Raw genomic sequence first — 13,265 nt, forward strand, 5'->3', positions numbered from 1 at the left:
CTTATAGATTGCGTGAAATGACCATGCGCTGGATATCGCTGGTGCCTTCGTAAATCTGGCAGACCCGCACGTCGCGGTAGATCCGCTCCAGGGGGAAGTCGCTCAGGTAACCGTAACCGCCCAGGGTTTGCAAGGCGGCCGAACAGACTTTCTCGGCCATTTCCGAGGCGAACAGTTTGGCCATCGAGGCTTCCACCAAGGCGGGCTTGCCGCTGTCACGCAGGGCGGCGGCGTAATGCACCATCTGCCGGGCGACCGCGATCTGGGTCGCCATGTCCGCCAGGCGGAAGGCCACGGCCTGGTGTTCAATGATCGGCTTGCCGAAGCTTTCACGCTCACGGGCGTAGTCGCGGGCGGCTTCAAAGGCGGCGCGGGCCATGCCCACCGCTTGTGACGCAATACCCACGCGGCCGCCCTCAAGGTTGGCCAGGGCAATCTTGTAGCCTTCGCCCTCCTCCCCAAGGCGGTTGGCAACCGGCACCTTCACGTCCTCGAACAGAATCTGGCAGGTGTCGGACGCGTGCTGGCCGAGCTTGTCCTCGACCCGCGCCACGCTGTAACCCGGCGAATCGGTCGGCACGATGAACGCGCTGATTCCGCGTTTGCCCGCCATCGGGTCGGTCACGGCAAACACAATCACCACCCCGGCGTTCTGCCCGGAGGTGATGAATTGTTTGCAGCCATTGAGCACGTAATAGTCACCTTCCAGACGTGCACGGGTTTTCAGGCTGCTGGCGTCGGAGCCGGCCTGGGGTTCAGTCAGCGCGAAGGCGCCGAGCATGGCGCCGCTGGCCAGGGGTTTGAGGAACTGTTCTTTCTGCTGGTCGTTGCCGAACTTGAGGATCGGCACGCAGCCTACCGAGTTGTGCACGCTCATGATGGTGGAGCAGGCGCCGTCACCGGCGGCGATTTCTTCCAGGGCCATGGCGTAGGCCAGGTAGCCGGTGTCGCAACCGCCCCATTGTTCCGGCACCAGCATGCCGAAGAAGCCCAGTTCGGCCATTTCACCGATGGCTTCCTTGGGAAAGCGATGCTCGCGGTCCCATTCGGCGGCAAAGGGTGTCAGGCGCTCCTGGGCAAACTGGCGGGCCGCGTCGCTGATTTGCAGGTGTTCGTCATTGGGCAGCATGGTCAGTCCTTAGTAGAGGCATTCAACGGCCATGGCCGTGGCTTCACCACCGCCGATGCAAATGGCGGCGACGCCACGCTTGAGGCCGTTCTGGCGCAATGCCGAAAGCAGGGTCACCAGGATCCGCGCACCGGATGCGCCGATCGGATGGCCCAGGGCACAGGCGCCGCCGTGGATATTGACCTTGGCGTGGGGAATTTCCAGCTTGCTCATGGTCACCAGGCTGACCACGGCGAAGGCTTCGTTGATCTCGAACAGATCCACTTCACTCAGGTTCCAGCCGGTTTTGGTCATCAACTTGCGGATAGCGCCCACCGGCGCCACCGGAAACAACCCAGGTTCATCGGCAAACGCCGCATGCCCATGAATCACGGCCAGGGGCTTCAAGCCACGTTTCTCGGCCTCGGACTGACGCATCAGCAGCAAGGCCGCCGCGCCATCGGAAATCGAACTGGCGTTGGCCGCCGTCACCGTACCGCCCTCGCGGAACGCCGGTTTCAGGCTGCTGATCTTGTCCAGCTTGGCCTTGGGGGGCTGTTCGTCATGCAGGATGGTTTTCTGTTCTTTGCCCACGGTGACGTGCACTGGGACAATTTCGGCGGCAAAGCTGCCATGGGAGATCGCTTCCTGCGCACGGTTGAGCGACGCGATGGCAAACGCGTCCTGGGCCTCGCGGGTAAAACCGTTGTGCAGGGCGCAGTCCTCGGCGAAGGTGCCCATCAAGCGCCCTTTATCGTAGGCATCCTCAAGGCCATCGAGGAACATGTGGTCCAGCACCTTGCCGTGGCCCATGCGGTAGCCACTGCGGGCGCGGTCGAGCAGGTACGGCGCGTTGGACATGCTTTCCATGCCACCGGCGATGACTACGTCGACGCTGCCGGCCAGCAGCGAATCATGGGCCAGGATCGCGGCTTCCATGCCCGAGCCGCACATTTTGTTGAGGGTGGTGCAGCGCGTGGCCTTGTCCAGCCCGGCGCCCAACGCCGCCTGGCGTGCGGGTGCCTGGCCGAGGCCTGCGGGCAGTACGCAGCCGAACAGCACTTCATCCACGGCGTCGGTGGCGATACCGGCCCTGTCGACGGCCGCACGAATCGCGGCGGAACCCAACTGCGGCGCGGTCAGGCCCTTGAGGTCGCCCTGGAACCCGCCCATGGGCGTGCGCACGGCGCTGACGATAACGATGGGATCGGTCATGGAAAATTCTCCTTACTTGGCGGCCATGCGCAAGGCACCGTCGAGACGGATCACCTCGCCATTGAGCATGCTGTTTTCAATGATGTGCCGCACCAGCGCGGCGTATTCGGCGGGTTTGCCCAGGCGTGGCGGGAATGGCACGCCAGCCGCCAGGGAATCGCGGACCTCAGGGGTCATGCCGGCCATCATCGGCGTCTCGAAAATGCCGGGCGCGATGGTCATGACGCGAATGCCAAAACGCGCCAGTTCACGCGCGGCCGGCAGGGTGAGGCTGGCGATGGCGCCCTTGGACGCGGAATACGCCGCCTGGCCGATCTGCCCGTCAAACGCGGCAACGGAGGCAGTATTGATGATCACACCGCGCTCGCCGTCGGCATTCGCCTCGGTTTCGGCAATGGCGGCAGCCGCCAGGCGCAACAGGTTGAAGCTGCCGATCAGGTTGACGTTGATCACCTGGGCAAAGCTGGCCAAGCCGTGGGGGCCGTTCTTGCCGAGAATTTTCTCGCCACGCACCACGCCGGCGCAGTTCACCAGCCCATGCAACCCGCCAAAGGCTGCAACGGTGGCCTGTACGGCGGCTTCGGCAGCCGCTTCCTGGCTGATGTCCGCCACGGCGCTGCGGGCATTCTCGCCCAACTGCTGGGCCTTTGCCGCCACGGCATCGGCGTTGAGGTCTACCAGCATTACCTTGGCGCCTGCCGCTACGAGCATTTCAGCGGTGGCCGCACCCAGGCCGGAAGCGCCGCCGCTGACCAGGAAGATCTTGTTTTCAATCTGCATTGTTATTCTCTTTAACAGTCCGAATCGTCGAAATAGTCGCCCCAGAGCACCACTGCGGCAATGGTCAAAGCCCTCAACCTGCCTGACTGGTTTGGCCAGTCATCGACTCCGCCGATCAACCGGTCAGCCCAAGCGATTGGACGGGCACACTGCAGGCTTCTAATCTGATGGGCTGCGCCACCCTGGAAGCCCGCCCCTGAATGATAGTCCGACCCAAACCCAACCTCCTGGGTATCCTGTTTTCCCTCAAGGGTTCGATTGCCAAGCGCATCGCCCTGCGCAGTTTGCTGGTTACGTTACTGGCCTCGGTGATTGTGCTGGTGGAAACCCTGCACCCGGCGTATTTCTCCAAGGTCAATGCCACGCCGTTCACCTTGCTCGGGCTGTCGCTGTCGATCTTCATGAGCTTTCGCAACAACGCCTGCTATGACCGCTGGTGGGAGGGCCGCAAGCAACTGGGGCAGATGATCATCGACGTGCGCTCGTTGATTCGCGAAACCCAGGTGCTGCAGGATCCGGCCGAACGTGCGGGTTTGCTGCGCAGCGTGTGCGGCTTCGCCCATGGCCTGGTCGCCCGGCTGCGCCATGAAGATGAAGCCCTGGCCATCAAGCCGTGGAGTCAGGTCCAGGCCAGCCACCCCAACTTGCCCGATAACGTGCTGCAACAGGTCGGTGCTCGATTTTCCGTATTAGCGGAGAAAGGCGTGATCAGTGAATGGCGCTACACACAGTGGGAGGCGCGCCTGGTCAGCCTCAGCCAGGTGCAGGCGTCCTGCGAGCGGATCAAGAGCACGCCGCTGCCCTTCCCCTATACGCTGCTGCTGCATCGCACCATTTACCTGTTCTGCATCCTGCTGCCATTTGCCATGGCCGAACCACTGGGCTGGCTGACGCCGGTGTTTACCGCCATCGTGAGCTACACGTTTTTCGGCCTCGATGAAATCGGTGATGACCTGGAAGACCCGTTCGGCTTTGACGAAAACGACCTACCCTGCAATGCCCTCCTGCGCACCCTGGAGCGTGAAGTATTGGCGGCCCTCGGCGAAACCGACCTGCCGCCGCCCCTGGAGCCGGTGGAATACGTGCTGACCTGATGCGGGTTTGACACCTGCCGTGGTCTGACCGAAGCTGACGACTTTGCTGCCCACGCTTTCGGACGCCTGCATGTCAAAGTCACGCCGTTACTCCCTCGTCGGCCTGTGCGCCCTGCTGTTGATTGTGCTGATCACCTGGTATTTCTCTCGCTCCACCCCGGTGGCGGTAGCGCCCGCTATCGCCCATGGTTACTCCAAGGCCCTGAAACAGGCGCGTAACGGCGAGCCGGGTGCTGCGCGTGTGCTTTACCAGCAACTGGGCCGACCGGACCTGTCGCCCGAACGTCGCGCTGCGTTGCATGCTGAATTACCCAACTACCCCAGCCCGCAAGCGCTGAAGCTGGCAGACAAAGACCTGGCCAGCGAGTCGCCCCTGGTGCGTGAGGCCGCCATCCATAGCATTGTCGGCCTGGTGCCCACCGGCCAACGCACTCTATTGCTCGGGCCGGTACTGGACGATCCCGAGCAGGACGTGCGGTTTGCCGCCGCCAATGCCCTGCTTGGCCTGTCGCCCGATACCTTGGGCCTGTACTTCGGGCCCTTGCAGCAGGTCCTCGACGAATTCGTGAAGAAACTCAAGGCCCAGCCCGAATCGGCCGAAGGCTGGATTCAACTGGCGCGCCTGTACATCCACAGCGCCCTGTTGCCAGAAGCGCAGAATGCCCTGGAACAAGCCATGCATCTGCAACCCGACAACCTGCAAGCCGTCGTCGCGCAGATTGAGTTGCTGGATAAACAAGGCAAGACCGATGAGTCCCGCCAGTTGCTGGCACGCCAATTGGCTGCGCACCCCGAGTCAGCCTACCTGCAACACGCCCTGGGCATGTGGCTGCTGCACCACGGCGAGCGCCCCTACGCCCTGCTCGGCCTGTCCAAGGCGGTAGAGCTTGAACCGGACAATCAGGATTATCGCTACGACCTCGCGACCACCCTGCACGCCCAGGAAGAACTGGAGGCGGCCCAGCGCCAACTGGAAGAAATCATCCAGCGCCACCCCGCCAATCGCAAAGCGCGGGTGTTGCTGATCAATTACTGGAAGGAAAGCGGTCAGTTGCAGAACGTCCAGGTCCTGCTGGCGCAGCTTGAGCAACAGAATCCGGATGATCCGGCGTTGCAACAGGGTCTGTAGATCCAGGCTAAAAACTTGTAAACCCAAGCCGCCGTTGTACAAATTTTACGAAACGTTGAACCGCTAAAGGCCACTACGGTCAAGTAAATATGGCGCGCCAAGAGCGGTGCGCCCCTCTATTTGAACGTGACCTGAGGGCACTCCTTGTCTACATCCAACGAGCTGTTCAGTGAAAAGGCGGCCACCGGCATCGAAGGTCTGGATGACATTCTTTCCGGGGGGCTATCGCGCAGCCACCTGTTCCTGCTGGAAGGTGAACCAGGCACCGGTAAAACCACCGTCGCCCTGCATTTTCTGCAGGCGGGCGCGAAAAACGGCGAAACCTCGTTGTATATCACCCTGTCGGAGACCGAACGAGAATTGCGCCAGGGTGCCAAGTCCCACGGTTGGGACCTGGACGACAATATCCATATCTTCGAACTGACGCCGCCTGAAAGCCTGCTCAACGCTGAGCACCAGCAGAGCCTGCTGTACTCCTCCGACCTGGAATTGGGTGAAGCCACGCGGCAGATTTTTGAAGTGGTCGAACGGGTCAAACCGACCCGCGTGGTGATCGATAGCCTCTCCGAAATCCGCTTGTTGGCACAAAGTTCCTTGCGTTATCGCCGGCAAATCCTGGCGATCAAGCACTACTTCGTGCGCTATGACGCCACTGTGCTGCTGCTGGACGACCTGACCACCGAGTCCCTGGACAAAACCGTGCACAGCGTTGCGCACGGGGTGATTCGCCTGGAAGAACTGACCCCTAACTATGGCGCCGAACGTCGCCGGGTACGCGTGGTGAAATACCGCGGGCAGAAATATCGTGGCGGCTTCCATGACTTCACCATCATGCAAGACGGCGTGCACGTGTTCCCGCGCCTGGTCGCGGCCGAACACCGTGGCGGCTACAACCGCGAGACGCTCACCAGTGGCATCGGCGAGCTGGATTCGTTGTTGGGCGGTGGCATCGAGACCGGCTCCAGCAGCCTGATCCTCGGCCCGGCCGGTACAGGCAAGTCGCTGATCTCGATGATTTTCGCCGCTGCTGCCGTGGCCCGTGGCGAAAAGGCCGCGTTGTTCATCTTCGATGAAGAGTTGGGCCTGCTGTTCGAGCGCATGAAAAATATGGGCATCGACCTGGCAGCCTTGCAAGCCACCGGCAATCTACTGATCGAGCAAGTGGACGCTGCTGAGCTGTCTCCCGGCGAGTTCTCCCACCGCGTCCGGCGCTGTGTGGATGATGGCGGGATCAAGACCGTGGTCATCGACAGCATCAACGGTTATCAGGCTGCAATGCCGGAAGAGAACGCACTGATCCTGCATATGCACGAGCTGTTGCTGTACCTGAACCGCAGAGGCGCAGCCACCTTCATGACCGTCGCCCAGCACGGCCTGGTCGGTGACATGCAGGCGCCAGTCGATATTACTTACTTGGCCGACACGGTGATTCTGCTGCGCTACTTCGAGGCAATCGGCGAGGTGCGCCGCGCCATCTCGATTATCAAGAAACGTACCGGCTCCCATGAGTCGACGATTCGTGAGTACCGCATCGGCAGCCGTGGCATGACCGTCGGCGAGCCGTTGAACAACTTCCAGGGTGTCCTGCGCGGCATTCCCACCTACATGGGCGCCGGCTCGCCCCTGCTCAAGGACATGGGCTAGTGACGGTCGTTACACCTGTCTCCGAGCGCGCGATCATCCTCGCGCCGCTGGGACGTGACAGCTCGCTGGCGCTGATGATGCTCAATGAGGCCGGTTACAGTGGCATCATTGCCAGCGATCTGGGCACGCTGTGCGAGGCATTGGAGCACGGCAGCGGCGTGCTGATCATCGCCGCCGAAGCACTGCGCGGCGTTGACCTCGACCCCTTGCTGGAGCATTTGCACCAACAACCTGCCTGGTCAGACTTGCCTATCGTGCTGATGACCCACCACGGAGGCAGCGAACAGAACGGTTCATCCCAGTTCAGCGGCTTGCTGGGCAACGTGACGTTCCTGGAGCGTCCGTTCCATCCGGTGACGCTGATCAGCCTGGTCAGCACCGCCCTGCGCGGTCGCCGTCGGCAATACGAAGCACGCGACCGCCTGATCGACCTGAGCGAAAGTGAACTGCGCCTCCAACGCACGCTGGAGACCCTCGAGCAACAGGTTGAGGAACGCACGGCCCAACTGCGTCACAACGAGGATGCCTTGCGCCAATCCCAGAAGATGGAAGCGGTCGGCCAGTTGACCGGCGGCATCGCCCATGACTTCAACAACATGCTCACTGGCATCATCGGCAGTCTGGAGTTGCTGCGAAGGCGCGTGTCCCGAGGCAAACTGGACGACCTCGACAGCCTGATCGACCTGGGCGTCACCTCGGCCAATCGTGCCGCCGGCCTCACCCACCGGCTGCTGGCGTTCTCCCGCCGCCAATCGCTTGATTCAAAACCTGTGGAAATCAACCAGTTGGTGACCTCAATGGGTGAGCTGCTGCAACGCAGCATCAACGAAAGTATCGCCCTGGACATGCGCCTCACCGGCCAACTCTGGACCGCCGAGGCCGACCCCAATCAATTGGAAAGCGCCCTGCTCAACCTGGTGATCAATGCGCGAGATGCCATGCCCAACGGCGGCAGCCTCACCGTGGAAACCACCAACCGCCACCTCGACAGCGTGTTCACGGCGGCTTATGGCACCTTGAAACCCGGTGACTACGTCGAATTGAGTGTCAGCGACACGGGCTGCGGTATTCCGGAAAGTGTGATGGGGCGTGTATTCGATCCGTTTTTCACCACCAAACCGATCGGCCAAGGCACGGGCCTGGGGCTATCGATGATCTATGGCTTCGCCCGCCAATCCCATGGCCACGTCACCATCCACAGTGAAGTCGGCAAAGGCACCACGGTCAGCCTGTTTCTACCTCGGTTCATTGGGGAAATCGTGTCCGATGTGACGGCTGACGCGGCGTTACTGCCTTTCGCCAATGCAGGGGAAACGGTGTTGATCGTCGAAGATGACCCGGCCGTGCGGGTATTGGTCAGCGCGGTGCTTAAAGAGTTGGGCTATGGCTTTGTCGAGGCCGGTGACGCCGATACGGCGATGCCGATCATCGAGTCGGATCAACGCATCGACTTGCTGATCAGCGATGTCGGCTTGCCTGGCATGAACGGCCGCCAGTTGGCGGAAATCGGCCGACAGATTCGTCCCGACCTCAAGGTGCTATTCATCACGGGTTATGCCGAACACGCGGCAGTTCGCGGTGGGTTCCTGGACCCGGGCATGCAGTTGATCACCAAGCCGTTTACCTTTGATTTGTTGACCGCCAAAGTGCGGGAGATGATTGGAGCCTAGCAGGGAGGGCAACTTGTTGGATGTCGTTGCCGGCGTGTGCATGAGAAACAGCACGTTTGTGATCGGACAAATATCTTGACAATACAAAGGGCGGTTGCAGGAGCTGAGTGCAACACGGTCATTGAATTGAAGCTGGAGCATCATGCCGCATAGCCATGGCCTTCTGCATCACCTCGCCCATAACTTCGATTGGGCATTTGAAGTCGAAGCGCTTACGCGGACGCATGTTCAGTTGCAGTGCGATGGCATTCAGTTCTTCCTGGCTGTGTACCGACAGGTCTGTGCCTTTGGGCAGGTACTGGCGGATCAGGCCATTGATGTTTTCGTTGCTACCGCGCTGCCAAGGGCTGTGCGGGTCGCAGAAGTAAATCGCCACCCCAGTCTGCTGGGTGATTTCAGCATGCCGCGCCATTTCTCGACCCTGGTCGTAGGTCATGCTCTTGCGCATCGCCAGCGGCATGCCATTGAGCGCTGCACTGAAGCCTTCCATCGCCGAGGTCGCCGTCGCGTCGTTCATCTTCACCAGCATCAGGTAGCCACTGGTTCGCTCCACCAGCGTGCCTACACACGAGGCGTTGGCTTTGCCCTTGATCAAGTCGCCTTCCCAATGCCCTGGCATTAGCCGGTCTTCGATCTCCGGTGGGCGCACATGGATGCTGACCATCTCGGGAATCTGGCCGCGCCGATCCACACCACCAGAGCGCGGTCGGCGTGTCGTCTTGCTTTGCCGCAGGCAGATGATCAGCTCCTTGCGCAGTTCACCGACCGGCAGGGCATAGATCGCGTTATAGATCGTCTCGCGACAGACGTAGGCATCTCTGAGGCTGGGAATGTTCATGCTGCGCAGCTTGCCGGCAATCTGCTCGGGAGACAAACGCTCACGGAGCATATGCGCCACCAACTCGAAGCGCTCACCACCCCGCAACAGCTTTCGCTTCGGTCGACACACCTGGCGGCGAGCCTGCATCTGCTGCTGGGCCGCGTGGGCCGAGTAGCCGCCACAGACATCTCGATTGCGGCGCAGCTCCCGGCTGATGGTCGAAGGGGATCGGTTGATCAAGCAGGCAATCCTACGCAGGCTGAAGCCTTGGGCATGACTGATTTGAATGGTGGCGCGCTCTTCAACGCTGAGTTCGGTATAAGACATAGGGGCAGCACCGTACCGGAAAGGTCAGGTGTTGCACTCAGTTTTTGCCGCCGCCAAGTCATTGGAAATCAGAAAAGTCTGGAACGGAGTTGAATTTATTTCCTACTAAGCGTCAACGCGCAAAGTAAGAAAAAACATTCAATTAATATCTTTCGAGACATTCTTCTATGACGATTAGCAGCCCTCTACCCCGCTCTGACCGATATACCCCTCTGGACAGGACGGATGACATCACGTCGCGGCCTCTGAACCAGGCACCGGTGACTAATGCTTCGTCTCTCACCGGTGAAACACCTCGGGCCAAGGGCGATCAGGCCGTTGGCAAGCTGTTCATCCAAGCGTTGAATCAATTTGCGCAGGCGAGTCCAACACGGGACATTCGGGAGACAGTTCTAGAAAACATCCCGCAGACGTCAACCTATGGAGAATGGCAGACGCAACACAACGCAATTATCCAAAGCAGCGCATTCAAGCAGTGGGCAGAAGACAATTACTTCGACCTGTCAAAGGGCATAACGATCAATTCCAATGACGGAACCTTCACCGGCTTCTTCACAAACGGAAAGACCCCTGATGAGTATGTGCGCCGGACCCGTTTCAGAACCGTCGATATTCATTCATTCGTAGGATGGCCCCTGCTCTTGACTGCCACCAAAGCACTGGCACCCGAAACTGGCCGTGTGACGGTAGGTACCGGCAATACTGCGAAGTTGCAGGATATTGCAGGTTTTTATGGAGTCGACCTTCCAAATGACGACTCCCTGTCGCCAGCCACCCGGCATTCGTTGTACACGTCCTATGCCAACCAACTGCAAACGGCAACGTTCACGCCTGCGAACGCCTCTGATCCCTTCAAGGATGACTTGAGTCTTCAGGCTACGCAGTTGGCTGACCTGAACAACCGAGTTGCCGTAAGTATGGCACTGTCCGAGGCCTTGCCTGACATTCGCAAAGGCGTTACAGATGACTTCATCGCTGCCATTCGTAACCGCGAAAAAAACATCGGCGCTGACCCTCACGACGTGGCGGATGAGTCATCGCGTCGGCGGACGGAGGCAGCATTGGACACACTGGCAATCAAGGTAGACCCCCAATCTTCCTATGCTCTTAAACACAACCTGAAAGCCGATGTGAGTGTGCCCCTGCGCAGGGTCATAGAAGGACAAGGCCTTCTGCCTCCCAACGACTATAAGGAGGCCGAACAATTCGTAAGCTCGCTGATTAACCCACCCGCGACAGCGCCTGCTCATGGCAACTTAGGAGGAGCGATCACAGCGGAAACCCAGTTGAGCAATGATTACCAGCGCCAGCTTTACCTCGTCACTAGAAATGCCCTGATACCCGACTCGGTAAACACCTTGCTGGAGCATTTGACCCGTGATATGCAGTGGGATCCGAAGGCCTTTAATGAGGACCCTCGTAGCCTCATTAACGAGATGCTTAAGTCCCCCCTCGCTCAAAAGTTGGTACACGCAGCTGAAAAAGAATTGGGGCCAATTACGTCGGCAAACCGTGTCAGCGAATGGGTTATGGCCGCGATTCACACGGTATTGGATAAAAAAAGTGTATTCATAGATCCGCCAAACTCAGCAAGAACCAACGTCGCAGGGTTCGATATGGCCAGCGTCAGACTTTCGGGAAAAAGTGCATCCACGATTCGCACAGAACTGTCTGATGAGTTGATATCTCAAGGACTTGCGACGCCCAAAACCGTTGACCTTGCGACGTTCATATTATTGTCACGCAAGGCTCCAGAGTTGTTGGTCAAGGACATACCTGAGCGTTTGACCCGGGAGAGCCATTCATGGGTCAGCTTTGCCACCGCAGTGGCACGTATCGAAACCCAGGCGCCCGGTTCCACCAGCAACATGACGTATGCGCAGGTCATGGCGCGGGGTAATTTGGCCCCCATAACTGTAGCAGATCAGTGGGTTGAACAGCATGCACAGAGCCAAGCCTTGAAAGACTGGGGTGTTATCAACGGCGTTCTAGAGGTAAACGATCAGGATAGCTATACAGTCGCACAAATGAATGACCTGCGCGCGGCATTCAACAAACAAGTGACCGAGTTAAGCAAAGCGTCCAAGACGTATTCAACGGAAATGCCCGACCTTCATAAACGCGTCATTGCTTATATAAAATCACGAAATCCGCATTTAACCGAAGAGCAAATCACGAGGAAGTCCATCGACACCCGCACCGGTGGTTTTCTCGCGTTTCCAGGGCCGTACTCGCTGGTAGATTTGCACCTGAAAGACTGGAACGGCCGCGACCAATACGACAGGCGCAACTTTTCTTCACGCGACAAAGATATTGACCTAGACAAAGTCGTGGTTAATACGAGTAGGGGAATGGGTATAAAAGACGACTTTGAAGAAGAGGTCGGCAGGTACTTCGAACGCTTTGAAGATGCTGCGAGTGCGCAAACCAAGTTTCTGATTTCAACATTAAGCCTGGAAGATCGAAACATTATCGAGAAGGGCACGTTATCAGTTGCAAAAGAGATCACAGTTAAACAAGGCAACTTTGGTGGAACCGAGATAGATAAGGTGTCCCCAAGCAGTATAATTCTGAGGAGCGAGGTCAAAGATGAAGAGGGTAATGCGCGTCAATACACCTACGAGATAAATGGATCAACCAATACTATTCGAAAACGTGATGACCTCAACCATAAAAAACCTGGCCCGCTCCCTTCGGAGTTTTCTGCGGGCTCCAGATCGACCTACTTGGAGTCCGTAGTGCCTAATGGCAGCTATGCAGAAGGCCTGCTTGATCAAACGGAGTATGAAATTTCCGAGGGTGTGCCCAAAAGCTATTTCAGCGACAGGTCGCAGTATATTGCAGATGCCATGGTAAAAAGTGTGGGCGTCCGGGACCTTTACAAACAACTCAAAGGTACGACTACGTTCGACTCGGAAGTATCCTTTCTAAAAAAAGTCGGCGATTTTCTATTGGGCCTTATCCCAGGTTACAGCGCTGTCGCCAACTTTATTGGTGGCAACTGGAAAGAAGGCGTTTTCGACCTGGCATTTGATGTTTTAGGTTTTCTTGTCGCTGGCCTGGGGGCGTCGGCAAAGGTGGGTAAATCCTTGGGCGCTGCGGCCTCGAAATCCTTGATAACGAAAGCAGGCATCGTCGGGCGTGCTGCGGTAGGCGCATTAAATCCCATCGATATTAAAGTCCTGGCCTTGGCCGGTGTAAAAGAGGGTATATATGGAATAGGAAGGCCCGGGTTTGAAGTCACTAAGAAACCTGCATTCAGTGCTTTCAACTTTGACGTTGAAAGTACCTTCAGGAACGTTGACTACGCAACGCTAGGAAAAATCGACAACGATGGTGAAAAACAAAAGGTTGCTGCGATGCAAATCAATGGTAATTGGTATGCCCTCAGCCCGCTAACCCATAAACCCTATGGTCTCCCACTAAAAGATTTTGCGCCTTCTTCATGATGCACAGAGTCTTACTCAAAAAAGTCCGA

9 protein-coding genes are annotated in these 13,265 nt (G+C 58.4%); 5 read left to right on the forward strand and 4 right to left on the reverse strand.

The genetic code is table 11. The features are described from left to right. Position 1: 1 nt before the first annotated feature. The 3 genes from CI807_RS22545 to CI807_RS22555 are packed head-to-tail and all read right to left on the reverse strand — an operon-like array spanning position 2 to position 3,103. A complete protein-coding gene (locus CI807_RS22545) occupies positions 2–1,129 on the reverse strand; it encodes an acyl-CoA dehydrogenase (RefSeq protein WP_095016293.1) in 1,128 nt (375 codons plus the stop codon). Between the two features lie 9 nt (positions 1,130–1,138). After that, entirely contained in the window at positions 1,139–2,323 is a 1,185-nt protein-coding gene (locus CI807_RS22550) for an acetyl-CoA C-acyltransferase (protein ID WP_095016294.1), read from the reverse strand. A 12-nt stretch (positions 2,324–2,335) separates the two neighbouring features. Continuing rightward, entirely contained in the window at positions 2,336–3,103 is a 768-nt protein-coding gene (locus tag CI807_RS22555) for an SDR family NAD(P)-dependent oxidoreductase (RefSeq protein WP_095016295.1), read from the reverse strand. 200 nt (positions 3,104–3,303) lie between these two features. Between CI807_RS22555 and CI807_RS22560 the strand changes: the two genes are divergently transcribed. From CI807_RS22560 to CI807_RS22575, 4 genes are all read left to right on the forward strand, one after another. Next, positions 3,304–4,197 carry a bestrophin family protein gene (locus CI807_RS22560; protein ID WP_095016296.1) on the forward strand — a complete coding sequence of 298 codons (894 nt, stop codon included), beginning with the start codon at positions 3,304–3,306 and terminating at the stop codon, positions 4,195–4,197. Between the two features lie 70 nt (positions 4,198–4,267). Then, on the forward strand, positions 4,268–5,326 hold the full coding sequence (locus CI807_RS22565) for a tetratricopeptide repeat protein (RefSeq protein WP_095016297.1): 1,059 nt from the start codon (positions 4,268–4,270) through the stop codon (positions 5,324–5,326). 144 nt (positions 5,327–5,470) lie between these two features. Beyond that, positions 5,471–6,970, forward strand: a complete 1,500-nt coding sequence (locus CI807_RS22570; RefSeq protein ID WP_095016298.1) for an ATPase domain-containing protein — start codon at positions 5,471–5,473, stop codon at positions 6,968–6,970. Then, positions 6,970–8,640, forward strand: coding sequence for an ATP-binding protein (locus CI807_RS22575; protein ID WP_095016299.1), 1,671 nt, complete (start codon positions 6,970–6,972; stop codon positions 8,638–8,640). Before CI807_RS22570 ends, CI807_RS22575 begins: the two co-directional genes overlap by 1 nt. A 118-nt stretch (positions 8,641–8,758) precedes the next feature. Here CI807_RS22575 and CI807_RS22580 read toward each other — a convergent pair whose 3' ends face one another. Then, positions 8,759–9,787: an IS30-like element ISUnCu4 family transposase gene (locus CI807_RS22580; protein WP_095016300.1), complete on the reverse strand. Its 1,029-nt coding sequence runs from the start codon at positions 9,785–9,787 to the stop codon at positions 8,759–8,761. Between the two features lie 260 nt (positions 9,788–10,047). On the opposite strand from CI807_RS22580, the gene CI807_RS22585 reads away from it, so the two are divergent. Continuing rightward, complete coding sequence (locus tag CI807_RS22585) at positions 10,048–13,236, forward strand: hypothetical protein (RefSeq protein WP_157742073.1); 3,189 nt, start codon at positions 10,048–10,050, stop codon at positions 13,234–13,236. Positions 13,237–13,265: the final 29 nt, after the last annotated feature.

The sequence above is a fragment of the Pseudomonas sp. NS1(2017) genome, assembly GCF_002269425.1.
GTDB classification, from domain to species: Bacteria; Pseudomonadota; Gammaproteobacteria; order Pseudomonadales; family Pseudomonadaceae; genus Aquipseudomonas; species Aquipseudomonas reactans.